The organism is Xanthomonas sp. WHRI 7945 (assembly GCF_035026585.1).
Genome location: NZ_JAYIQP010000036.1, coordinates 1 through 23,619 on the forward strand (window position 1 = coordinate 1; position 23,619 = coordinate 23,619).

General features: G+C 69.7%; 24 protein-coding genes. 14 read left to right on the top strand and 10 right to left on the bottom strand.

Annotation, left to right across the window (positions count from 1 at the left end; translation table 11 throughout):
• Positions 1–95 precede the first annotated feature (95 nt).
• The 7 genes from trxC to VDQ83_RS18060 form a co-directional block, all read right to left on the bottom strand.
• Positions 96–533, bottom strand: a complete 438-nt coding sequence (gene trxC, locus VDQ83_RS18030; RefSeq protein WP_455435937.1) for a thioredoxin TrxC — start codon at positions 531–533, stop codon at positions 96–98.
• Positions 530–658 carry a hypothetical protein gene (locus tag VDQ83_RS18035; RefSeq protein WP_455435938.1) on the bottom strand — a complete coding sequence of 43 codons (129 nt, stop codon included), beginning with the start codon at positions 656–658 and terminating at the stop codon, positions 530–532. The genes trxC and VDQ83_RS18035 overlap by 4 nt, the downstream gene beginning before the upstream one ends.
• A 259-nt stretch (positions 659–917) precedes the next feature.
• On the bottom strand, positions 918–1,196 hold the full coding sequence (locus VDQ83_RS18040) for a hypothetical protein (protein WP_455435939.1): 279 nt from the start codon (positions 1,194–1,196) through the stop codon (positions 918–920).
• A gap of 101 nt (positions 1,197–1,297) precedes the next feature.
• The gene (locus VDQ83_RS18045) at positions 1,298–2,293 is read right to left on the bottom strand and encodes a trypsin-like serine peptidase (protein WP_455435940.1); all 996 of its coding nucleotides are present in this window, start codon (positions 2,291–2,293) and stop codon (positions 1,298–1,300) included.
• Positions 2,294–2,546: 253 nt separating this feature from the next.
• Entirely contained in the window at positions 2,547–2,771 is a 225-nt protein-coding gene (locus VDQ83_RS18050) for a hypothetical protein (RefSeq protein WP_455435941.1), read from the bottom strand.
• A 236-nt stretch (positions 2,772–3,007) separates the two neighbouring features.
• A complete protein-coding gene (locus tag VDQ83_RS18055; RefSeq protein WP_455435942.1) occupies positions 3,008–6,232 on the bottom strand; it encodes an efflux RND transporter permease subunit in 3,225 nt (1,074 codons plus the stop codon).
• Between the two features lies 1 nt (position 6,233).
• The gene (locus VDQ83_RS18060) at positions 6,234–7,316 is read right to left on the bottom strand and encodes an efflux RND transporter periplasmic adaptor subunit (protein ID WP_455435943.1); all 1,083 of its coding nucleotides are present in this window, start codon (positions 7,314–7,316) and stop codon (positions 6,234–6,236) included.
• Between the two features lie 136 nt (positions 7,317–7,452).
• Between VDQ83_RS18060 and VDQ83_RS18065 the strand changes: the two genes are divergently transcribed.
• The 7 genes from VDQ83_RS18065 to VDQ83_RS18095 all read left to right on the top strand — a co-directional run bounded on the left by VDQ83_RS18065 (position 7,453) and on the right by VDQ83_RS18095 (position 11,911).
• On the top strand, positions 7,453–7,815 hold the full coding sequence (locus VDQ83_RS18065; protein ID WP_455435944.1) for a rhodanese-like domain-containing protein: 363 nt from the start codon (positions 7,453–7,455) through the stop codon (positions 7,813–7,815).
• Positions 7,816–7,820: 5 nt separating this feature from the next.
• Entirely contained in the window at positions 7,821–8,171 is a 351-nt protein-coding gene (locus tag VDQ83_RS18070; protein ID WP_309914542.1) for an ArsR/SmtB family transcription factor, read from the top strand.
• Entirely contained in the window at positions 8,168–9,001 is an 834-nt protein-coding gene (locus tag VDQ83_RS18075) for an MBL fold metallo-hydrolase (protein WP_455435945.1), read from the top strand. Before VDQ83_RS18070 ends, VDQ83_RS18075 begins: the two co-directional genes overlap by 4 nt.
• 122 nt (positions 9,002–9,123) lie before the next feature.
• Complete coding sequence (modA, locus tag VDQ83_RS18080) at positions 9,124–9,897, top strand: molybdate ABC transporter substrate-binding protein (protein ID WP_455435946.1); 774 nt, start codon at positions 9,124–9,126, stop codon at positions 9,895–9,897.
• Positions 9,898–9,907: 10 nt separating this feature from the next.
• Positions 9,908–10,603, top strand: a complete 696-nt coding sequence (gene modB / locus VDQ83_RS18085) for a molybdate ABC transporter permease subunit (protein WP_263395546.1) — start codon at positions 9,908–9,910, stop codon at positions 10,601–10,603.
• Positions 10,604–10,667: 64 nt separating this feature from the next.
• Positions 10,668–11,285: an ATP-binding cassette domain-containing protein gene (locus VDQ83_RS18090; RefSeq protein ID WP_309914533.1), complete on the top strand. Its 618-nt coding sequence runs from the start codon at positions 10,668–10,670 to the stop codon at positions 11,283–11,285.
• Between the two features lie 68 nt (positions 11,286–11,353).
• A complete protein-coding gene (locus VDQ83_RS18095; protein WP_455435947.1) occupies positions 11,354–11,911 on the top strand; it encodes a flavin reductase family protein in 558 nt (185 codons plus the stop codon).
• A gap of 226 nt (positions 11,912–12,137) precedes the next feature.
• On the opposite strand, the gene VDQ83_RS18100 is transcribed toward VDQ83_RS18095, so the two are convergent.
• From VDQ83_RS18100 to VDQ83_RS18110, 3 genes are read right to left on the bottom strand one after another with little or no spacing between them, the layout of a single operon-like run.
• Complete coding sequence (locus VDQ83_RS18100) at positions 12,138–12,728, bottom strand: hypothetical protein (protein WP_455435948.1); 591 nt, start codon at positions 12,726–12,728, stop codon at positions 12,138–12,140.
• Positions 12,725–14,266 carry a TonB family protein gene (locus VDQ83_RS18105; RefSeq protein WP_455435949.1) on the bottom strand — a complete coding sequence of 514 codons (1,542 nt, stop codon included), beginning with the start codon at positions 14,264–14,266 and terminating at the stop codon, positions 12,725–12,727. Before VDQ83_RS18105 ends, VDQ83_RS18100 begins: the two co-directional genes overlap by 4 nt.
• The gene (locus VDQ83_RS18110) at positions 14,256–14,624 is read right to left on the bottom strand and encodes a BlaI/MecI/CopY family transcriptional regulator (protein WP_455435950.1); all 369 of its coding nucleotides are present in this window, start codon (positions 14,622–14,624) and stop codon (positions 14,256–14,258) included. Before VDQ83_RS18110 ends, VDQ83_RS18105 begins: the two co-directional genes overlap by 11 nt.
• Before the next feature lie 111 nt (positions 14,625–14,735).
• Here VDQ83_RS18110 and VDQ83_RS18115 point away from each other — a divergent pair, with 111 nt between their 5' ends.
• From VDQ83_RS18115 to VDQ83_RS18145, 7 genes are all read left to right on the top strand, one after another.
• The gene (locus tag VDQ83_RS18115) at positions 14,736–16,682 is read left to right on the top strand and encodes an acetyl-CoA hydrolase/transferase C-terminal domain-containing protein (protein WP_455435951.1); all 1,947 of its coding nucleotides are present in this window, start codon (positions 14,736–14,738) and stop codon (positions 16,680–16,682) included.
• A gap of 396 nt (positions 16,683–17,078) precedes the next feature.
• Positions 17,079–18,041: a L,D-transpeptidase family protein gene (locus VDQ83_RS18120; RefSeq protein ID WP_455435952.1), complete on the top strand. Its 963-nt coding sequence runs from the start codon at positions 17,079–17,081 to the stop codon at positions 18,039–18,041.
• Positions 18,042–18,045: 4 nt separating this feature from the next.
• Positions 18,046–18,744 carry a M23 family metallopeptidase gene (locus VDQ83_RS18125; RefSeq protein WP_455435953.1) on the top strand — a complete coding sequence of 233 codons (699 nt, stop codon included), beginning with the start codon at positions 18,046–18,048 and terminating at the stop codon, positions 18,742–18,744.
• Positions 18,745–19,097: 353 nt separating this feature from the next.
• On the top strand, positions 19,098–19,835 hold the full coding sequence (locus VDQ83_RS18130; RefSeq protein WP_455435954.1) for a DUF3348 domain-containing protein: 738 nt from the start codon (positions 19,098–19,100) through the stop codon (positions 19,833–19,835).
• 10 nt (positions 19,836–19,845) lie between these two features.
• Entirely contained in the window at positions 19,846–22,182 is a 2,337-nt protein-coding gene (locus VDQ83_RS18135) for a DUF802 domain-containing protein (protein ID WP_455435955.1), read from the top strand.
• A complete protein-coding gene (locus VDQ83_RS18140; RefSeq protein WP_455435956.1) occupies positions 22,179–22,829 on the top strand; it encodes an OmpA family protein in 651 nt (216 codons plus the stop codon). The genes VDQ83_RS18135 and VDQ83_RS18140 overlap by 4 nt, the downstream gene beginning before the upstream one ends.
• A complete protein-coding gene (locus tag VDQ83_RS18145; RefSeq protein ID WP_455435957.1) occupies positions 22,819–23,493 on the top strand; it encodes a DUF2894 domain-containing protein in 675 nt (224 codons plus the stop codon). Before VDQ83_RS18140 ends, VDQ83_RS18145 begins: the two co-directional genes overlap by 11 nt.
• The last annotated feature ends 126 nt before the right edge of the window (positions 23,494–23,619 follow it).

Consider the following 23,619-nt stretch of genomic DNA (forward strand, 5'->3'; position numbering starts at 1 on the left):
GCTTCAGCCGCGACAGGTCTTACCGATAGATCCTGTCGCGGCTGAAGCCGCTCCTACAGGAACGCAATAGGAATTCGGCGCCTGACAGGGGACGCCTAACCCGCGTTCGCCCGCGCCCAGCGCACGATGTCGGCCACACCGATCGCACCGCTGTGCCGCGCCAGTTCGCGGCCATGCCGCAGCAGCGCCAAGGTCGGAATGCTGCGGATGCCGAAGCGCGCCGCCAGCGCCGGCTGCGCCTCGGTGTCCAGCTTGCCCAGGCGCATGCGCGGCTCCAGTTGCGCGGCGGCAGCCTCGAACTGCGGCGCCATGGTCCGGCACGGGCCGCACCACGGCGCCCAGAAATCCACCAGCAACGCGATGTCGCTGCGCTCGGCGTGGGCGGCGAAGTTGTCCCCCGTCAGCACCACCGGCGCACCGACGAACAGCGCGCGATGGCAGCGGCCGCATTGCGGCGCCGCCGCCAGGCGGTCGGCCGGCACCCGGTTCAGCGCCTGGCAGTGCGGGCAGGCGATGTGCAGCGGATCGTTCACACGCCGGCCTCGATGCTCTTGTCGCCCAGCAGCACAGTGCCGTGCGCGTCCTTGACCGTATAGGTGAGCGAGACGCGGCACCGCCCCTGCTCGCGCGCTTCGAAAACATGGACCTCGCTGGTCACGCCGCCGGGAACCGTCCATGTCGCGACAGCGTCGGAATCGATCGATGCGCGATGGACGGCGCCGCGCGCAATGCATGGATGCGGCCGGCGATGCGGGTGGTGGGCATGGCGGCTGCGGCCTGGGTTCGTCGTTCCGACGACGTCAACCGAACGAGAGCAAGACGCCGGCCAATTCATCTCTAGCGCGTCGCCTACTGCCATGCCAGTCCCCCGAAATGCGGATGAGTCGAGTAAGTATCCCCGGTAAAGTTGGCTACCGCTAACGCAACTTGCCGGACCGAGGAATTCCATTGAGCTCGTCGATTACTTTCTGTGGTGCGCGCAAGCGGATCTGCACGGGAAAGGATTCGTGCACGACGACATCTTCCACTACACCGCTTTTTTCCAACTCCATGACCTTGACCAGCACTGGGTCCGGAGATTCTGCACTGCCGATGATCAGCGCGCGCTCCAACGGCTCTTGATTCTTGGTCGGCTGTGTACGGTCGAGGCCGCAGCCTGCCAACAGCACCAGCGCTGCAATAAAAACCCTTTTCATATTTGCCTCCTCGCGCGTTGCCCGATACGCCGCGAAAACGTGGTGCGCCGGCCATGCGGCGCACCGCGTCCGTGTTACTTCAAGTCAGCGTCAATGAGCAGTCACGGGTACGTAGCGATCCAGTTTTGAAGCGTATTGTAGACGGTGCTGGTCAGCCTCGTCCCACAGTTCTGACTGGACGATCCCGTGGTATGGATCCCGCGGACATTGACCCCGCCGTCGCTTGCAATCCCGCTTCCGCTGTTCCCGCCGAAGGTATCGATGGTATAGCAAAGCCTGTAAGAACCACTGGTCGATACCGACCCGGAATGCGTCCACATCGTACCCAGAGGTTTGTCACCAGGATAACCGGTGATGGTATGCGCACCTCCCGAATACACGCCCCAGCCGGAGTTGCCGCCATGCGGAGCCGTGCTCAGCACGATCAGCGCGTAATCGTAGTTGCTGTCCGCGCTGTTGTGCCATGCCGACGTGGTGATGGCCCTCGACCATGTGGTCGTCCCCCAAGGCTGATAGCTACCGTTCTGCGCCGTGGTGAAATCCAGGCTGGAATAAAAGGTACCCGCTCCGTTGGATATACAGTGCCCCGCGGTGAGGACATGTTTCGGCGTAATCAGCGTACCGGTACAACCGATTCCGATACGACCGATATGCCAGTACGGAGACGCCACGGTATTCGACACTTGCACCCGGTCGTCGGTGCCGATAACGACATTGGGATTGACGCGACTGCTTCTGTAGAAATCTGGAAGCCTCGGAGGCGTGCTGAACGTCGTGGATGTGCGGCCAAGCATCTGCAAGTCCATGATGGCCTGCTCGAAAATGGCGACATCTTCCGGATCCATCCTGGATTCGTACAAGTCGCCATTGCGGGTGACCATGACAGCACTTAGCCCGGCGGCCTTCTGCTGCGGTGACTGCAGACGGTCGTCAGCCGAAGCACCCCTTTCCGGTAGAACGTTTGTCACCAGATTGTCGCCATGTATGAAGCTGGCTTTCTTGTTCAACTTCTCGAATGTGGCTTCCTTTGCTACCGCCGTATTAACCGCGGGGGCCGAAACCAGCAACACCAAACTCAGAACGGCTAGATTTTTCATAACAAGCTCCGTTGTCAGTTGAATGATCCTTAGCAGCGTGATCGGCAATTGCTATCCCATGCCAGCCACGCCAATCGACGGCTACGCCGGCCAGCGTTAGAAAGTCGTGAAAACGATAGAGTTTCGAATGATTCTGTGATTGCTTCCGATACTCGCGCCATGCGTCCCGGCGATCGGACGAAGCCTCTTCGCATTCAGCTGCAGCTCGTGTCCGACTAACAGGAGCGCTTCATGCCCCTGACGTTTTTCTTAACTACTGCAACGAAGCCGCAGACTGCGTGCGTCGTCCGCATGGCGCGTAGCCCTGGTTGCCGTCGGGCAGTTGCAGTTCCACCGACGCCTGCGGAATGCGCCAGAAGCCGTCCGCGTTGCGCATCGGCGTGGCGGTGATGTGCGCGACCACGCCGACCGGATCGTTCTTGAACTTGCGCATCGCGAACAGCAGGCTGGCGGCCAGGCTATTGGCGATGCTGGCCAACAGGATGCGCGAGGGATTGGGCCCGCGTTCGTGACCGAGCGGCGCGGTCTCGTCGCCCAGCCACGGCGCAGATCGGTTTCGTCGAACTGGATGCGGAACGCGAAATCCGTCTCCTGTTCGAGGGTGACGCGGATCGGATCGCCGATGCTCATGCGGATTTCCAGGACGTCGATGACGGAATCGCCGGCTCTACGCCGGCACTGCAAAGACCGCATGGACGCGCATGCGCATCGCGCTCACGCCGGCTTGGCAGCGCGGCGCGCCAATGGGTAGTACAGCAGCGGGATCACCAACAGGGTCAGCGCGGTGCTGACCAGGATGCCGAAGATCAGCGCCACCGCCAGGCCGTTGAAGATCGGGTCGTCGAGGATGAAGAATGCGCCCAGCATCGCCGCCAACCCGGTCAGCACGATCGGCGGCGCGCGCACCGCGCAGGCCTCCACCACCGCCTGCTCGGCGCTGCGGCCCTGCGCCAGCGCCTGGCCGATGAAGTCCACCAGCAGGATCGAGTTGCGCACGATGATGCCGGCCAGCGCGATCATGCCGATCATGCTGGTGGCGGTGAACTGCGCGCCGAGCAGCGCGTGTCCCGGCAGCACCCCGATCACCGTCAGCGGGATCGGCGCCATGATCACCAGCGGCACCAGATAGCTGCGGAACTGCGCCACCACCAGCAGATAGATCAGCAGCAGGCCGACCGCGTAGGCGATGCCCATGTCGCGGAAGGTCTCGTAGGTGATCTGCCATTCGCCATCCCACTTGACCGCGAAGTCGCCGCTGTCGAGCGGTTGCGCGATGAAAGACTGCGCCACCGCCTGCCCGCCGACGCGCTGTCGGCGCAGCTGCCCGACCAGGTCGAACATGCCGTACAGCGGGCTGTCCAGGCGCCCGGCCTCGTCGCCGGTGACGTACACCACCGGCCGCAGATCCTTGTGCGAGATCGCACCGTCCCAGGGCAGCCGCTGCACCGCGACCAGCTCCGACAACGGCACCAGTTGGCCGTCGCCGCCGCGCACGTGCAGCGCCAACATGCGCGCGACGCCGGCCTGGTCCGCCGCGGCCAGGCGCAGCCGTACCGGTCGCGGATACTTGGAGGCGCCATCGTGCAACCAGGTCGCATCCACTCCCTGCACCGACGTCGCCAGCGCACCGGCGATCGCCGATTGGCTCACGCCCAGCCGCGCCGCGCGCACCCGATCGACCACGATCACCTCGCGCGTCGCCGCGCTTTCCACGCTGGTATCCACATCGACCACGTTCGGCGTGCGTAGGAAGCGTCGCTCCAATGCCAAGGCCAACTGGCGGCTGCGCGCGTAATCCGGGCCGTACACCTCGGCGACCAGCGGCGCCAGCACCGGCGGGCCCGGCGGCACCTCCACCACCTTCAGCGCCGCGCCATGACGGCGCGCGATCGCCGCCAGTTCGGGACGCAACGCGCGCGCGATGGCGTGGCTCTGCCGGGTGCGCAGGTGTTTATCGACCAGATTCACCTGCAGGTCGCCGACGTTGTTGCCGCTGCGCAGGTAGTACTGGCGCACAAGGCCGTTGAAATTGACCGGCGCCGAGGTGCCGGCATAGCCCTGGTAATCGTGCACGTCCGGGGTGCGGTCGAGCACGCCGGCCAGTTCGACCAGCAGCGCATCGGTGTCCTGCAGCGTGCTGCCTTCGGGCAGATCCACCACGATCTGCAATTCGGACTTGTCGTCGAACGGCAGCATCTTCATCACCACCCATTGCAGCCCGACCAGCGACACTGCCAGCACCAGCAGCGCGGCGATGCCGGCGAACAGCCAGCCGCGCCGCCGCGCGCCGCGCTCGGGGGCGAGGAAGGGATGCAGCAAGCGCGAGAAGAAGCGCTGCAGGCGCGGCGATGCGGACGCGGTCGCGCTGTCGGCAGTGGCATCGGCCACCGACGGCGCATGCCGCCTCAGCAGCTTCAGCGACAGCCACGGCGTCACGATCAGGGCGATCGCCAGCGACAGCAGCATGCCGACCGAGGCGTTGATCGGAATCGGCCGCATGTACGGCCCCATCAAGCCGCTGACGAAGGCCATCGGCATCAGCGCCGCGATCACGGTGAAGGTGGCGAGGATGGTCGGACCGCCGACCTCGTCCACCGCCGGCGGGATCGCCTCGCGCAGGGTCTTGCCGCCGGCGCGCATGTGCCGGTGGATGTTCTCCACCACCACGATGGCGTCGTCGACCAGGATGCCGATCGAGAAGATCAGCGCGAACAGCGACACCCGGTTGAGGGTGAAGCCCATCGCCCACGACGCGAACAGGGTCAGCGCCAGGGTCAGCACCACCGCGCTGCCGACCACGATGGCCTCGCGCCAGCCCAGCGCGAACAGCACCAGCAGCACCACCGAACCGGTCGCGAACACCAGCTTGTGGATCAGCTTGGCGGCCTTGGCGTCGGCGCTGGTGCCGTAATCGCGGGTCACTTCGGCGTGCACGCCTTGCGGGATCGTTTCGCCGCGCAGCTGCTGCAGGCGCGCAGCGACCGCACGGGTGATCGCGGCGGCATCGCTGCCGGGCTGCTTGGCGATGGCGAGGGTCACCGCCGGCGCGCGGCCCTGCGCCGGACCGCCGCGTGCGGCCGGCGCGCCGTACCAGACATAGCTGCTGGGCAGGTCGGCGCCAGCGCGCACCTGCGCCACGTCGCGCAGATGCAGCGGTTGGCCGTCGTGCACACCGATCACCAGCGACGCCACCGTGTCGGCATCGGCCAGGAAGGTGCCGGCGGCGACCGGCACCGCACGGCCGCCACCGATACGCTCGCCGAGCTGGCGCACCGCATTGGCCGCCTGCAGCGCCTGGCTCAGGTCGGACACGGTCAGGCCGTAGGCGGCCAGCCGCGTCGGATCCAGGGTCAGCGTCAGCACCCGCTGCGGCGCGCCGATGCTGTAGATGTCGCGCGTGCCGGGAATGCGCTTGAGTTCGCTTTCCAGTGTGTGCGCGACCTCGCCCAGGTCCACCGCGCTGCGCTGCGGATCGTCGCTCCACAACGTCACCGCCATCACCGGCACGTCGTCGATGCCCTTGGGCTTGATCAGCGGCGTGCCCACGCCCATGCCCTGGGGCAACGCATCCAGGTTCGAATACACCTGGTTGTACAGCCGCACCAGCGCCGCCTGGCGCGGCACCCCGACCTGGAACTCGACGGTCAGCAGCGCCTGCCCCGGGCGGCTGACCGAGTACACGTGCTTGACCCCTTCGATCTCGGCCAGTTTCTGCTCCAGCGGCGTGCTCAGCAGCTGCTCCACTTCGCGCGCATCGGCGCCGGCGAAGGCCACCGACACGGTGGCCATGGTCACGTCGATCTGCGGCTCTTCCTCGCGCGGGGTGATCGCCACCGCGGCCAGGCCCAGCAGCAGGCCCAGCAGCGCCAGCAACGGAGTCAGCGGATTGGCCTGGAACGCCGCCGCCAGCCGTCCGGACACGCCCAGTCGCGCCGCCATCTCAGCGCTCCGCCAGCGCGCGCCGCTGCGCGGCCAGCGCCTGCCCGGCGGCGACCGGATCGCGCGCCACGCGTTCGCCGGCGCGTAATCCCGCCAGCACTTCGACCCGCTGCGGCTCCTGCCGGCCCACGCGCAGCTGGCGCAGGCTCAGCGCGCCGGCGGCCAGCACATAGGCCGCGCTGAGTTCGCCACGCTGCAGCAACGCCGCACGCGGCATCCACAGCGTGGTCGTGGCCGCGTCGGTGCCATCGGTCGGTACGGCGAACGCGACCTTGGCGGTCGTGCCCGGTGCCGGTGCCGGCAGCAGCGCGGGCAGCGGCACGCGCACCGTCACGCTGTGGCTGTTCGGATCGGCGGTGGGGAACACCCGCACCCGTTGCACCGCCAGCGCGCGGCCGTCGTCCAGCCGCACCTGCGCGTGCGGCGCGGCGCGGATCGCCGCGGCATCGGACTGCGGCACCTGCACCTCGATGCGCTGCGCCCCAGGCGCATACAGCGACAGCAGGGCCTGGCCGGTCGCCACCGCTTCGCCGGGCTGCACCTGCCGCGCACTGACAACGCCGGCGAACGGCGCGCGGATCACCGTGTAGTCGGCCGGCTGTCGCGCCTGCGCCAGCTGCGCGGCGGCGGACTGGCGCGCCGCGACCGCGGCATCGCGGGTGGCCCGGACCTGATCCAGCTGCGCCCTGGACACGTACTGCGCGCCGGCCAGCGCGGCGTAGCGGCGATAGCTGGCCTCGGCTTCGTCGGCACTGGCCGTGGCTGAACGCAGCTGCGCCTGCGCGCTGTCCACGCCGGCGCGCTGCTCCACGGCGCTGAGCCGCAGCAGCACCTGGCCGGCGGCGACACGGTCGTCGACGTCCACAGTGACCTCACGCACGCGCCCGTCGGTCTGCGCTGACAGGTCGGCATGGTCCACCGCAGCGACCACGCCGTCCCAGGCACGCGCGGAGGAATCGGCGAACGCCACCGCGTCGGTCTGCAGCGCAGGCAGCGGCGGCGGCACCGCCGAGGGGGATTCGTGGCGGCACGCCGCGAGCGACAGACTCGCGGCCAGCGCGATCAAGAGGGCAAACGGCTTCACGCAGCGGCTCCAGGACGAGGGTTCCACGGAACCCGGTCGGTGCCAGCGAACCGTCGCTGGCTGCGAGATAAATTAGAATTTTCTTATATTAGAGTCAACTGATATTATGGGCGCCGTTCATCCACCGGAGCCCCCAATGCCCCATTCCTCCGCACAAGCCCTGGTCGACAGGGCGCGCCCGCAGATCCACGAGGTCGACACCGATGCCGCGGCCACGCCGCTGCCTGGCGAATGGATCATCGACGTGCGCGAACCCGGCGAATTCGCCGTCGGCCACCTGCCCAACGCGATCAACATCCCGCGCGGCATCCTCGAATTCCGTCTCGACACCGATCCGGCACTATCGCGGCGCGACCAACCGATCCTGCTGTACTGCGCCAGCGGCGGCCGCTCCACGCTGGCCGCGCTGAGCCTGCAGCAACTCGGCTACAGCGCGGTGCGCTCGTTGAACGGCGGCTTCCTCGGCTGGACCGCTGCCGGCCTGCCGGTCGCCTTCTGAGTCCGATGGCCCGCCGCCTGCAACCCGCGATGGATCCTGCGGCGATGCGCGCGCATGCCGGCGAAGCCGCGCGCCTGCTGAAGGCGCTCGGCAACGAAAAGCGGCTGCTGTTGCTGTGCCTGCTGGTGGACCACGAACACTCAGTGGGCGAGCTCAACGCGCGCCTGGACCTGAGCCAATCGGCGCTGTCGCAGCACCTGGCGCTGCTGCGCGAGGACGGCCTGGTGCAGACCCGCCGCGACGGGCAGACCATCTACTATTCGCTGGTCCCCGGCCCGGCGCAGCGCATCCTCGATACCTTGCACGGCATCTACTGCAGCGCCGGCCGTTCCTCTCCCGCCAAGGCAGGCCCATGAGCCAGGTTCCCAACGTCCACCCCTTCCACCACGCCGGTTCCGGCACCTGGAGCTATCTGGTCGAAGACGGCCACGAGGCCGCGGTGATCGACCCGGTGCTGGACTTCGATCCGGACACCGGCGCGCTGCGCGATGCGCCGGCGCAAGGCCTGGCCGCGCTGGTTGAAGCGCGTGGCCTGCAACTGCGCTGGATCCTGGAAACCCACGCGCATGCCGACCATGTCTCCGCCGCGCAGTGGTTCAAGCGGCGCTGGCCGCAGGCGACGCTGGCGATCGGCGCGGGCATCCGCCAGGTGCGCGCGCGCTTCGCGCCGCAGTTCGGCCTGGCCGAGGACGACGGCGATACGCGCTGCGGCTTCGATCATCTGTTCGCCGACGGCGAGCGGTTCGCGATCGGCGCGTTGTCCGCCCAAGTGATCGCGGTGCCCGGGCATACCGACGACAGCATCGCCTACCTGATCGGCGATGCGCTGTTTCCTGGCGATTCGCTGTTCATGCCCGACAGCGGCACCGCGCGCTGCGATTTCCCCGGCGGCGACGCGGCGACGCTGTTCCGTTCGATCCACACGCTCTACGCGCTCCCCCCCGCCACCCGCGTGTTCGTCTGCCACGACTACGGCGCCGGCGGCCGCGCGGTCGCCTGCGAAACCAGCATCGGCGCGCAGCGTCGCGACAACATCCACGTGCGCGACGGCATCGACGAAGCCGCGTTCGTCGCGCTGCGCCAGGCGCGCGACGCGACGCTGGCGCAGCCGCGGCTGATGCAACCGTCGGTGCGCGCCAATATCCAGGCCGGCCGTACCGACGATCTGTCCCCCTCGCCACAGTGAAGGCGTTAGGATGCGGCAAGTGCCGCCGCACGGTCGCGCTGCAGCACCGGCCGCTGGCGCGCGAAGTGCGCCATGTCCAGTCGGTTGCCGCTGTCCCCCCCGATGTCCCCGGAGCATCCCCCATGTCCCGCACGCTACGCAGCCTGCTGTGCCTGCTCTCGCTCACCGTCGCCATGGCCGTGCCGGCCTTTGCGCAGACGCCGTTGACCGTGTTCGCCGCCGCCAGCCTGAAGGAATCGCTGGACGAGGCCGCCGCGGCCTATCAGCGCGCCAGCGGCACGCCGGTACAGGTGTCGTACGCGGCCAGCTCGGCGCTGGCGCGGCAGGTGGAACAGGGCGCGCCGGCGGATGTGTTCTTCTCCGCCGACCTGGAGTGGATGGACTATCTGCAGCAGCGCCAACTGGTCGCTCCGGCGCAGCGGCGCAATCTGCTGGGCAATACGCTGGTGCTGGTCGCACCCGCGTCGAGTGCGGCCAAGGTCGATCTGCGCAAGCCCGGCGCGCTCGCTGCCGCGCTCGGCGCGCAGGGCCGGCTGGCGCTCGGCCAGACCAATAGCGTGCCGGCCGGCAAGTACGCGCGCGCCGCGCTGCAGACGCTCGGCCAGTGGGACGGCGTGCAGGCGCGGCTGGCCGAATCGGACAGCGTGCGCGCCGCGCTGATGCTGGTCGCGCGCGGCGAAACGCCGCTGGGCATCGTCTACGGCTCAGACGCCAAGGCCGAACCGAAGGTGCGGGTGGTGGCGGTGTTCCCCGCCGACAGCCATACGCCGATCGTGTATCCGGTGGCGGCGCTGCGCGCGAGCAAGCACCCGGCCGCGGCCGACTTCGTGCGCTGGCTGGGCACGCCGCCGGCGCAGGCGATCTTCCAGCGCCGCGGTTTCTCGCTCGCGCACTGAGCCGTCGCCGTTGTTCGCATTCACGCCGCAGGAACTCACCGCCATCGCGCTCAGCGTCAAGGTCGCGCTGGTCGCGGCGCTGGGCAGCCTACCGTTCGGGGTGGCCTGCGGCTGGCTGCTGGCGCGGCGCCGCTTCCCCGGCAAATCGCTGCTGGACGCCTTGCTGCACCTGCCGCTGGTGATGCCGCCGGTGGTCACCGGGTACGTGCTGTTGATCGTGCTCGGCACGCAGGGACCGGTCGGCGCCTGGTTGCTGGAGCACCTGGGCGTGCAGTTCGCGTTCCGCTGGACCGGCGCGGCGCTGGCCAGCGCGGTGATGGGATTCCCGCTGATGGTGCGCGCGATCCGCCTGGCCCTGGAATCCACCGATCGGCGCCTGGAGGCGGCCGCGGCCACGCTCGGGGCCGGGCCGTGGCGGGTGTTCTTCAGCATCACCCTGCCGCTGGCCTGGCCGGGGCTGGTCGCCGGCACCGCGCTCGCCTTCGCCAAGGCGCTGGGCGAATTCGGCGCCACCATCACCTTCGTGTCGAATATTCCCGGAGAAACGCAGACCCTGTCAGCGGCGATCTACGGCCTGCTGCAGGTGCCCGGCGGCGAAGCGGGCATCTGGCGGCTGGCGGCGGTGGCCCTGGCGATCTCGCTGGCCGCGCTGCTGCTGTCCGAATGGCTGGTGCGGCGCCAGCGCGGGCCGGAGGCGGACGCATGAGCCGGCCCAACGCCGCTGCGCGCCTCCTGCTCATACCGCGTTCGCGGCATGGGAGCGCGCGCCGATGCTGAGCATCGACATCGAAGTGCAGCGCGGCCGCTTCCAGCGCCGCTTGCGGGTCGAGGAACAGGCGCGCGTGGTCGCGCTGGTGGGTCCTTCCGGCGTCGGCAAGACCAGCATGCTCAACGCCATCGCCGGCGTGCTGCGGCCGCGCAGCGGGCGCATCGTCATCGACGCGCGTGTGCTTTACGACAGCGACGCCGGCATCGACGTGCCCACCCACCGGCGCCGGATCGGTTACGTGTTCCAGGACGCGCGGCTGTTCCCGCACATGGACGTGCGCCGCAACCTCGGCTACGGCCGCCACGGCCGCGGCCAGGCCGAGCGCTTCGGCTTCGATGCGGTGGTCGAGCTGCTCGGCATCGCGCCGCTGCTGTCGCGGCGCCCTGGAAATCTGTCCGGCGGCGAAGCGCAGCGCGTGGCGATCGGCCGCGCGCTGCTGTCGCAGCCGGCGATCCTGCTGTTCGACGAACCGCTGTCGGCGCTGGATGCGCAACGCCGCGGCGAGCTGATTCCGTACCTGCAGCGCGTGCGCGACGAGGTGCGCCTGCCGATGCTCTACGTCAGCCACCAGGCCGAGGAAGTGGAACGCATCGCCGATGCGATCCATCGACTGGACTAGGGCGCCGACGCCGCATTCACCGCCGATGGCCAGACTGTGCGCCATCGCAACGAAGCGAGGCCGCCGCCATGCGCCGCTACCGCAAACACGATTTCCCGCTCGACCAGGTGCGCCGGTTCCTGGAACCCGGCCCGGTGGTGCTGGTCGGTTCAGCCTGGAAAGGGCAACGCGATATCATGACCATGGGCTGGCACATGGTGCTGGAGTTCTCGCCGTCGCTGATCGCCTGCTGCATCTCCAGCGCCAACCACAGCTTCGAACTGGTCCGGCGCAGCAAGCAATGCACGATCAATCTGCCGACCGCGGACCTGCTGGACACCGTGATCGGCATCGGCAACAGCAGCGGCGCGCAGCTCGACAAGTTCGCGCACTTCGGCCTGACCGCGGTGGCCGGCACGCACGTCGATGCGCCGTCGATCGCCGAGTGCTACGCGAGCTTCGAGTGCCGCCTGCACGATGGCCGCCAGATCGCCAGGCACAACCTGTTCGTCTGGGAAGTGGTCAAGGCGCAGGTCGCAACGTCGCCGAAACTGCCCAGGACCCTGCACTACCGCGGCGACGGCAAGTTCATGCTGTCCGGCGCGGAAGTCTCGCGGCGGCGGCTGTTCAAGCCGGAGATGCTGTAGCCGCGATGACAATGCGCGGCAGCGATCCTGCTGCTGCCACATGGGGCATCTCTGTCGAGAGGCTGTCCGTGGACGCCGCCCTTTGTAGGAGCGACTTCAGTCGCGACGGGCCTTCCCAATAACGCCTATCGCAATCGATGGCCCGAAGCTAACGGAATTGCTTCCGCAACCCGCAACCCGCAACGATGTGAGAAACCAGCGCTCATGGATCGGCGTCAGCTCGGGCTCAACGCCCACCGCGGCCCCCTACCCGCCCGGTCTGCACACTGGCCTTGCCCTCACGCACTTCGAAGGTGAACGCGTAGGCCAGCGTCACCGGCACCTCTTCCACCGACACTGCATCCTCGCAGCGCCCTTCCACCGCAGGCCGCCGCGCCGGATCGGCATATGTGCAGATCGCCGCAGGCACGAAACGCCACCGCGCGACCTCGCGCTGCACCGCCTGCAGCAAGTCGGCATTGTCGACCAACGCACCGGCACTGCATTCCTCGCGATCGTGCAACGGCTCACTGCGCTCGACGGCGCCTTGCGCGGACAGGATCACGCGCACGCACACCGTGGTCGGCGGCAGCGTGCGCCGTGGCGAATCGTCCGGCAGTTGCGGTGTCGCCGCGTCCAGCGGCTGCGGCATGCGGAACACCTGCTGCGGCTGCATCTCGTAGGCCGAGATGGCCCCCGCGGGGGCGCCGTCGCCGCGTGGCGCAAGCAGGCGCTGGTCCACGGAGTCCAGCCGCTGGGTCTGCTCGCGCTGCGGCTGGCTGGCGCAGGCTGCCAGGCACAGAAACAGACCTGCCGAACCGATCCGGCGCGCGCTCATCTCTGCGACGCCACGGTCACGCCGCAATACACGCGCCGGGCCGGCCCTTGTCCATCGGACTTGACCACATCGCACATGCGCTGGTCCGTATCGCGCGTCTCCGCATCCAGCAGATACCAGCGATAGCCATCCGCATCGGCCAGTCCCGTAGGCGTCGCGACAGGCTGCATCCCGGACTCGAACGTGACCGGAATCTTCAGCCGGCCACGGATCGCACGCCCGTGTTCCTGGGCCGGCGTGAAGCGCCACTGCCGGGCGGCCGCGATGGCCGCCTGGTCCAATGCCGCGTTGCCGCTGCCACGACCGAGCAAACGCACGTCGCTGGCCGTACCGGCTTCATCCACACTGACCAACAGCATCACCTTTCCCGAGGCACCCTCGCGCAGCGCTTCGCGCGGATAGCGCGGCGGCAGCATCGTCATGGGCTTGGCAGGCGTGGTTGCGCGCTTGGCGGCCGTGTCCGTCGCCGCGGCGCCGGTTGCGGCAGCGAGTGTCATCGGCAGGCGCCTCCCGCTGCTTGCCGGCCCAGTGCCCGCTGCAGACGCGTCCCCCGCCAGCACAACACCCGCATCCGGCGCTTGCGCATCAGCCAGCCCAGGCGCAATGCCGCTTCCCGCCAACGCGGACGCCGGCGGTGGCTGCAACGCCCAGGCCGTAGCGCCGCCGCACAGCGCCGCCATCGCCACCACGGCGATTCCCGCACGCCGCCGCCAGCCGCTCACCGCCGGCCGTCGCAGCATGCCGATCCGCTGCCGCAAGGTCCGCCCGGCCTGCCAATGGCAGCCCACCGGCAATGCAGTCACATCCAGTTGGGTCTGCAGCATCGCTTCGGCGTAGCTGCGGCGCGAGGCCGGATGCCGCGCCAGCACCGCCGCATCGCAGGCCAGTTCCTGGTCGAAGCGGAACCGCGGCGCGGCCCAGTGCAGCAACGGATTGAACCAGTACACGCAGCGCAGCGCCGCCAGCAGCAGGTTGCAGCGGGTATCGCCGCGGGCGATATGCATGCGTTCGTGCGCCAGCACCAGTTCCGATTGTGCGGTCGGATAGCGCATGGCGAAGTCCATCGGCAGCACCACGCGCGGCCGCCAGGCGCCGAGCACCAGCGGACCGTGTGCCGCATGCTGTGCGTACAGCACGCCATCGGCGCCGGGCGACAGCCGCCCCAGGCTACGCCGGTAGCGCCGCTGCTGCCGCCACAGGACGGCAGCCATCGTCGCTGCGCCCAGCAGCCAGAGTGCGGCCATCCACAATGCCAGATGGTCGTTCGCCATAGCCATCGCGCCAGTAGCGCCAGCCGATCCCTGCGGCAGCCCGACCCAGACCTGCGGCATCGCCAGTACCGCCGGCAGCGCCGGGCGCACATCGCCAGGCAGCAACACGCCGAGCATCGCCAACGGCACCACCGCCCACAACGTGTAGGCGACGCTGGCGCCGAACATCCGCCGCAACGGCGCGCGCAGCGCCAGCACCGCTACGATCGCCGCACTGCCGGCCAGCGCCGTCGCCCACATCCCCGCCACGAAAGTTTCAACGCTCATCGTCCAGCTCCTGGATCAGTCGTTTGAGTTCGGCGATATCGGCGTCGCTGAGCTTGCCGCGTTCGCTGAAGTGCGCCACCAGCGGCGCGACGCGGCCGCCGAACAGGCGTTCGAGCAGGCCTTCGCTCTGTTGCTGCACCCACTGTTCGCGCTGCAGCAGCGGCGCGTACAGATAGCGGCGGCCCTGTTTGTCGGCGCGGATCGCGCCCTTGTTGAGCAGCCGGTTGAGCAAGGTCTTGACCGTGGGTTCGGCCCAGCCGCCATGCCCGGACAGGGCCGCGAACACCTCCTCGGCCGCGAGCGGATGCCGGCTCCACAGCACCTCCATCACCACCGCTTCCGCATCGCTGATCGGCATAGCATTTACACCTGTAATTTTTATCGATTACACGAGTAAACGAAACGCTTGTCAAGCGGTCACTACACATCGCCGGGCCATGGAACCGCGACGCTCGCCTAAGCTATGTGGATGACCGACCACCTCGAAGACCTAGACGCCGTTGCCGACCTGATCCTGCAGCGCATCCCCGGCACGCTGCGCATCGGCGCGCCGCTGGGCATCGGCAAGCCGCATCGCCTGCTCAACGCGCTGTACGACCGCGTCGCCGCCGATCCGGCGCGGCCGATGCAGCTCTACACCGCGCTGTCGCTGAACCCACCGCCGGCCGGCGGCGGACTGGAAGGCCGCTTCGTGCGGCCGTTCGTGCAGCGCCATTTCGGCGAGGATTTCCCGGCGCTCAAGTACGTGCAGGCGTTGCAGCGCGATGCGCTGCCGGCGCACATCCAGGTCGAGGAGTTCTACATGCAGTCCGGCGCGCTGCTGCACTCGGCACAGGCACAGCGCGGCTACACCAGCCTCAACTACACCCATGCCGCCGACGCGGTGGCGCAGCGCGCGCCGAACCTGATCGTGCAGAAGGTGGCGCGCGAACCCGGCGGCACGCGCCTGTCGTTCTCGTGCAACAACGACATCACCCAGGACACGCTGGACGCGGTGCGCCGGCGCGGCCTGCCGCGGCCGCTGCTGGTCGCCGAGGTCGATCCGCAGCTGCCGTGGATCGGCGGCAGCGCAGCGGTGGAGCCGTCATTCTTCGACGTGGTGGCGACGCCGCCCGGGCCGTATCCGCGTCTGTTCGGGCTGCCGCGGCAACCGGTGGCCGATGCCGACTACGCCATCGGTCTGTACGCGAGCACGCTGGTGCGCGATGGCGGCACGCTGCAGATCGGCATCGGTACGCTGGCCGATGCGCTGTGCCACGCGCTGGTGCTGCGGCATACCGACAACGCGCGCTATCGGCAGGTGCTGGCGGCGCTGGATCCGGAACTGGAAACGCACCCGGCGGTGCAGGAATGCGGCGGACTGGCACCGTTCTCGATCGGCCTGTTCGGCTGCAGCGAAATGCTCAACGAAGGCTTCCGGCAACTGGTCCAGTGCGGCGTGATCCGGCGCAAGGTACTCGACGATGCCGCGCTGATGCAGCGCGTGGCCGACGGCAGCGCCAGTGCCGACGACCAGGCGCGACTGCAGCGCGATGGCGAATACCTGCAGGGCGCGTTCTACCTCGGCTCGCCCGAGTTCTACGCCTGGCTGCGCGACATGGCGCCGGAGGCATGCGCCGCGATCGGCATGCGGCGGATCAGCGAGATCAACCAGCTGTACGGCGGCGAGGCGCTGCGCCGCGCGCAACGGCGCGAGGCGCGTTTCTTCAACTCGTGCATGATGGCCACCGCACTGGGCGCGGCGGTGTCCGATGCGCTGGACGACGGCCGCGTGGTGTCCGGCGTGGGCGGCCAGTACAACTTCGTGGCGATGGCGCATGCGCTGGACGACGCGCGCAGCGTGCTGATGTTCCGCGCCACCCGCGGCGAGGCGCGCACGCTGCAGTCCAACCTGCGCTGGAACTACGGCCACACCACGATCCCGCGCCATCTGCGCGACATCTACCTCAACGAATACGGCATCGCCGACCTGCGCGGCATGACCGACGAGGACTGCGCCGTGGCGATGACCGGCCTGGCCGACGTGGCGTTCCAGCCGGCGCTGCTGCAGCAGGCCAGGCAAGCGCGCAAGCTCGCCGCGGATTTCGTCGCGCCGCGGCACTGGCAGCGCAACCGCGCCGAGCGGGTGCGCGCCGCGCTGGCTCCGTTCCGCGCCGACGGCACCCTGCCCGACTATCCGCTCGGCAGCGACTTCACCGAGATCGAGCAGCGCCTGCTGCGCGCATTGGCCTGGCTGAAACGCAACACCGCCGGCACCGGCGCGAAGCTCGCGACCGTGGCGCGCGCGCTGCTGTCGCGCACCGCCGCCGATCCGGCGTGCCTGCAGCGCATGGCCCTGGATGCGCCGCGCGGCCTGGGCGAACGCGTGCAGGCGCGGCTGCTCGCCTACGCCCTGCGGCAGACCGCGGCGGGCTGAAACACCAGTATCCCGCCACGGCAGCATGTCGCTGCCCGAGCCTGTCGGTGCGATTGGGATGGCGCGCGCGGCGATACGAGGGAAGGACATGCACTGGCGCAGTGTCGGTAACGCTGCCGGCGCAGGCCACCGCAGGGAGAGGCATCGCCACCGGCGATGCAGACACGAGCGGAACCCGAGGCGACGCCCGACCCGGCGTCGCCGCTTGCGGCTCGCGGCTCGCTGCCGCATCTTGCCGATGGGACGCTCCGCGATACGCCGATGGACGCTCGCGATACGCTGCAGGAGCGCGGCCCGGCAGCCTCGCTGCGCTCCGGTCAGCGGGCAGCCAGCCATTTCACGCGGGCTAGCCGCAGCGCGTAGGCATGGTGGACGGAATTCCTGCTGGAGTCGCCGATGCCCCGTCTATCGCTTCCACTCGCCTGCCTTGCCGTCCTGTTCGCGAACGCAGTCGACAGTGCGGCGGCGCAAGCGCCCGCCAAAGCCGCGGCCGCGCCAGCACCGGCGCCGGACAGCGGCGAGCGCTCGCTGCTGCGTGCGCAGGTGCTGCTGGACCGCGCGCACTTCTCGCCGGGCGAGATCGACGGCCAGGCCGGTTCCAACCAGCGCCGCGCCGTCTCCGGGTTCCAGGCCGCGCGCGGCCTGAACGCAAGCGGCGAACTCGACGACGCCACCTGGCAGGCGCTGGCGCAGGACACCGCGCCGGCGCTGGTCGCCTACACGCTCACCGCCGAGGACGTCGCCGGTCCGTTCCCCAAGATCCCCGAGGACACCGCGGAAAAAGCCACGTTGCCGGCGCTGGGCTACGAATCGGTGGAAGAACGCCTGGGCGAGCGCTTCCACGCCGCGCCTGCGCTGCTGCGGGCGCTGAACCCGTCGATCGACTTCGCCCAGGCCGGCGCCAGCGTGCAGGTGCCGAACGTGCTCGGCACCGCCGCGCTGCCCAAGGCGGCCAAGCTGCTGGTCGACAAATCCGACTCCACCGTGCGCCTGCTCGACGCCAACGGTGCGATCCTGGCCCAGTTCCCCGCCTCCACCGGCAGCGAGCACGATCCGCTGCCGATCGGCGAGTGGAAGATCAAGGGCGTGGTGCGGCAGCCGACCTTCCACTACAACCCCAAGCTGTTCTGGGACGCCGACAAGTCGGACAAGAAGGCGACGCTGGCGGCAGGCCCGAACAACCCGGTCGGCGAGGTGTGGATCGACCTGTCCAAGGACCACTACGGCCTGCACGGCACGCCAGACCCGGCACGGGTCGGCAAGGCGCAATCGCACGGCTGCGTCCGCCTGACCAATTGGGATGCGCTGACCGTCGCCGCCGCGGTGAACGCGTCGGTGCCGGTCACCATGCAGGACTGAGCGCATGCGCAGCGTACCGATCCTGGCATTGCTGGTCGCGGCGGCGGCACTGGGCTACTGGAGCCTGCGCGACGGTGTGGTGCAGGTCCGCCCCAGCCCCGCGCCATCGGCCGGCGCCACGCCCGCGGCATCCCCCGCTGCTCGGCCGGCAGCGGCGCAGGCACAACCTGTGGCGACTGCACCGTCGCCTCCGTCCGTCGCGGACACCGCGCAGGCTCCGCCGGTTGCGGCGCCAGCGAGCGCAGCGGCGCCAGCCAGTGCATCCGCCGGTCTGCTGATCCCGGTACAGGGCGTGACCGGCGACCAGTTGCAGGACACCTTCACCGACGCCCGCAGCCAGGGCCGCCGCCACGACGCGATCGACATCCTGGCGCCGGCCGGCACGCCGGTGCTGGCGGTCGCCGACGGCAACGTGGAAAAACTGTTCGACAGCGAGCGCGGCGGGCTGACCGTGTACCAGTTCGAACCCAGCGGCCGCTACGCCTACTACTACGCGCACCTGCAGCGCTATGCGGACGGGCTGGCGGAGAAGCAGGCGATCCGCCGCGGCCAGGTGATCGGCTATGTCGGCAGCACCGGCAATGCCGACCCTGGCGCGCCGCACCTGCATTTCGAGATCCACCGGCTCGGCCCGGAAAAGCAGTGGTGGAAGGGCGAATCGCTCAATCCGTATCCGTTGCTGCGCGGGGAGCGGCAGTTGTAGCCGAGGGGCCGCCCGAAGACCCCTTGGCGGCCTGCCGCATCTTGGCCTGCTTCACTTTGAGGGCCAGCCGGACCGGAAGCATCGAATCGAATCGAGTCGGTTCAGGTCCAGGCCGGCCCCGGCTGGCGTTCGCACCGTGTGCGGCTGGGCTGCCTTCTCCGAGCAAGCCACGCAGGCCCGGCAGGCCGCCAGCCAGCGCCGAGCGGCAGGCACCACGGTGCCTGGCTGGCGTCGGCGACGCGGCGAGCGCTTGAACCGCAGCGGACCGACAGCCCGGTTTCCGGCATCGCTTCGAAGGTCCGCCCGGCCCGGGATGTCATTCGCGTGTAAAATTGCGCGCTTTGCGCAGAAGCATGGCGAAAGCTCTTCCACGGCCGCCTGTCCCGGGCCCGGCGTTCATTCGCCTCCTCGCACGTCTCAGCGACGCCGACATGGCGCCGTCCAGCCCCGCACTGGCCGACCGCCTCGGCCAATGGATCGACTGGACGCGCGCCGTCGCCGTGTCCAGGGCGCTGGACGGCAAGCTGGCCGCCATCGACGACGATGCGCCCTTCGAGAGCACCGACGAGCACGAATGCGCACGGGTGCGCGGCGCGCTGGAGGAGGCCATCTGCGCCGATCCCGCCACGGGCGCCGGCAAAGCTCGGGGCGCCAGGCATGGCCATGGCGCCGACGCGACCGCGCCGATCGACTATGCGCCGTTCCGCGAGCGCTACCTGTCGCTGCAGCGGGCGATGCTGACCGCCACCGGCCGCCTGCGCGGCCAGCTGCGCGACACGCTGGCGCGGTCCTCGGCCGACATGGCGCGGCTGGCGGAAGTGGACGCGGTCATGGAGTCGACCCTGAGCCCGCGCGAGCAGACCCTGCTGGCCGCGGTCCCGACGCTGCTGGGACACCATTTCGAACGCCTGCGCGAGGCCGGGCACCCGCTGCCGGCCGACGCGCAGCCGGCGGACACCGCCTCCCAGGCGACGCGCGCCGGCGCCTGGCTGGATCTGTTCCGCCAGGACATGCGCAGCGTGCTGCGCGCCGAGCTGGACGTCCGCTTCCATCCCATCGAAGGGCTGCTCGCAGCGCTTCGCACCCGCTGACCGAGACAACATGTTCAAGACCATCTTCCATTCCATCGTCTTCCTTGCCGGCCTCGCCGCCGTGTGCTGGATCGGCGTGGGCTACCTCGGCTCCAACCCGCTGGGCGCCAGCTTCGCGCTGCTGATCGGCGCGTGCTACGTGGCCGGCGCGCTGGAGCTGTACCGCTACCGGCAAGCCACCAGCACGCTCGTCCACGCCGTGGCCGACGCGGACGCAGCGCAGGCCGACCTGGGCGGCTGGCTCGCGCGCCTGGATCCGAGCCTGCGCAACGCGGTGCGCCTGCGCATTGAGGGCGAGCGCGTGGCCTTGCCGGCGCCGGGGCTGACCCCGTACCTGGTCGGCCTGCTGGTCCTGCTGGGCATGCTGGGCACCTTCCTGGGCATGATGGCGACGCTGCGCGGCACCGGCCTGGCGCTGGAAAGCGCGACCGACCTGCAGGCCATCCGCGACTCGCTGGCCGCGCCGGTCAAGGGCCTGGGCTTCGCGTTCGGCACCTCGATCGCCGGCGTGGCCAGTTCGGCGATGCTCGGCCTGCTCGCCGCGCTGTGCCGGCGCGAACGCTCGCAGGCGGTGCAGGCGCTCGACCTGCAGATCGCGACCACCCTGCACGCCCATTCGCAAGCCTTCCAGCGCAGCGAAGCGTTCAAGCTGCTGCAACGGCAGACCGAGCTGATGCCGGCGCTGATCGACCGGCTGCAGGCGATGGCGGCGGGCATCGAGCAACAGGGCGCCGCCAGCGGCGACCGGCTGGCGAGCCATCAGGACGCCTTCCACGCCCGGACCGAGGCCGCCTACACGCGCCTGGCCGGCGCGGTGGAGCAGTCGCTGCAGGCCGGGGTCGCCGAAAACGCGCGCGCGCTCGGCGCCGCGCTGCAGCCGGTGGTGCAGGCCACGCTGGCCGGCCTGGCACGCGAAACCGCCACGCTGCACGAGCGCGTCGAACACGCCGTGCAGCGGCAGCTGGACGGCCTGGCGTCCGGCTTCGAAACCGCCGCTGCGCGCGCTGCGCAGACCTGGGACGCCGCACTGGCGGGGCAACGCAGCACCAACGAGGCGCTGGTCCAGGATCTGCGCAGCGCGCTGGAGGGTGCCGGCGACAGCTTCGCGACGCGCTCGGCCGGGCTGCTGGATGCCGTGTCGGCGCGTCTGGACGCGACCGCGGACGGCGCCAAGCAGGCATGGCACGAGGCGCTGTCGCGCCAGGAAGCCCTCAACGACCGCCTGGCGGCGCGCAATGCGCAAGCGCTGGACGCGATCGCGGTGCGCCTGGACGCCACCGCCGATGGCGCGAAGCAGGCGTGGAGCGACGCGCTGTCGCGCCAGGAGGAGATCAACGCGCAATTGGCGGCGCGCAACGCGCAGGCGCTGGACGTGATCTCGGCGCGCCTGGACGCCACCGCGGACGCCGCCAAGCAGGCCTGGAACGATGCGCTGTCGCGCCAGGAGCAGGTCAACACGGCTCTGGCTGAGCGCAACGCGCAGGCGCTGAGCGAAGCCGCCACGACGCTGGAAGAACGCGCGGCGGCGCTGGTCGCGGTCATGCAGCAAGCGCATGCGCAGTTGCAGGACGCGCTGCAGGCGCGCGACCAGGCGCGCCTGGCCACGTGGGCGGATACGTTCGCCACGATGGTCGCCGGCTTGAATGCGGAGTGGGAACGCAACGGCGCGCACAGCGCGCAGCGCCAGCAGGAGATCTGCGACACGCTCGAACGCACCGCAGCCGCGATCGCGGCGCAGACCCAGGCGCATGCCAGCGAAACCATCGCCGAGATCTCGCGCCTGGTGCAGACCGCCTCCGAAGCGCCGAAGGCTGCCGCCGACGTCGTCGCCGAGCTGCGCCAGAAGCTCTCCGAGAGCATGGTCCGCGACACCGCCATGCTGGAAGAGCGCAGCCGCCTGCTGGACACGCTGCACACCCTGCTCGATGCGGTGAACCACGCGTCCACCGAGCAACGCACGGCGGTGGACGCGCTGGTCACCACCTCGGCGGATCTGCTCGACCGCGTCGGCACCCGCTTCACCGACCACATCGAGGCCGAAACAGGCAAGCTCGAATCGGTCGCTGCGCAGGTCGCGGTCGGCGCCACCGAAGTGGCGAGCCTGGGCGATGCGTTCGGTGGCGCGGTGGAGGCGTTCGGCCAGTCGAACGCGGCGCTGCTGGAGCGCCTGCAGGGCATCGAACAGGCGCTGGACAAGTCGCTGGCGCGCAGCGACGAGCAGTTGGCCTACTACGTGGCGCAGGCGCGTGAAGTGATCGACCTGAGCATGCTGTCGCAGAAGCAGATCATCGAGGAACTGCGCCAGCTGCCCGGCCAGCATGGACACGGCGGAGCCGAAGCGGCATGAGCGACGGGCTGGAACTCGACACCGAGGCCGGCACCCCGATCTGGGCGGTGTTCGGCGACCTGATGTCGGTGCTGCTGGGCGCGTTCGTGCTGATCCTGATCGGCGTGATCGGGGTGCAACTGCAGCTGTCGAACAAGCTCGACGAGGAAGTCAGGCAGCGCCAGGCCGAGGCGCGGCAGCGCAAGACCCTGGAACAGGCGCTGGCCGCGCCGCTGGCGGCGGGCCGGGTGACCCTGGTCGACGGCCGCATCGGCATCCGCGGCAGCGTGCTGTTCGCGCTCAATTCCGACCAGTTGCAGCCCGAGGGACGCGAGGTGCTGAAGAGCCTGGCCGCGCCATTGGCCGGTTATCTCAAGGCGCGCGGCGAGATCCTGATGGTGAGCGGCTTCACCGACGACCGCCAGGTCCGCGACAGCAACCGCCAGTTCGCCGACAACTGGGAACTGTCGGCGCAGCGCGCGCTGACCGTGACCCGCGCGCTGATCGACGAAGGCATGCCAGCCGACGCAGTGTTCGCCGCCGCGTTCGGCGCGCAGCAACCGGTGAGCCCGAACACCGACGAAGCAGGACGCGCCAGCAACCGGCGCGTGGAAATGGCGCCGCTGCCCAAGCTGTCCAAGTCCGCCCCGATCCCGCATGCGCGCTGACGCAACAACGGCGAGCGAACGGATCGCGGCGTGGCGCGCGCAGCATGGCGGGCGCCTGGACCCGCTGCGCTTGCGCTTCATCGAAGCGCTGGCGCGGCGCGCCGATGCCCACCAGGGCGAAGCGCGGCGCCTGCTCGACCAGAAGCTGTCCACGCTGCTCGACGCCTATGCCGACGACGTGGCCAGGATGCCGGCCGCGGTGAGCGATGCCGGTGCCCGTCTTCATGCCGACGTCCATGCCACTGCCAGTGCCGAGACCGCGCCCACCGCCACGCGCGGCCCGCTCGGCGAACTGCTGGATATCTTCGCTAGCGACGCAACGCACGATCCCGCCGGCGCCGCGGCACCGGCGTTCGCGTCGTTGCCCGCACTCGACGACGCGCGCCGGCTGTGGACCGAATTGCGCAGCCGCAGCCAGCTGCGGCAATCGCTGCAGCAGGCGCCGTCCGATGCCGGCCCGCTGAATTCCGGCGTGCTGGTGCACCGTTCGCTGGTGCTGATGCGCACGCTGTCGCCTGGCTATCTGCAGCACTTCCTGGCCTACGTCGATGCGCTGTCGTGGCTGCAGCAACTGCGCGATGGCGGCGCGCTGGCGGCACAGCCCACCTCCAGCGCCGCGATCGGCAAGAAGCCGACCCGCGCCAAGCCGCGCAAGCGCAGCTGAAAGCGGGTCACGCGCTTACCGCCGTGCGGTGCCTGGCGCATCGTCCGATCACACCGACAACGCCCCCTTGTAGGAGCGGCTTCAGCCGCGACAGGATCTATCGGTAACGCCTGTCGCGGCTGAAGC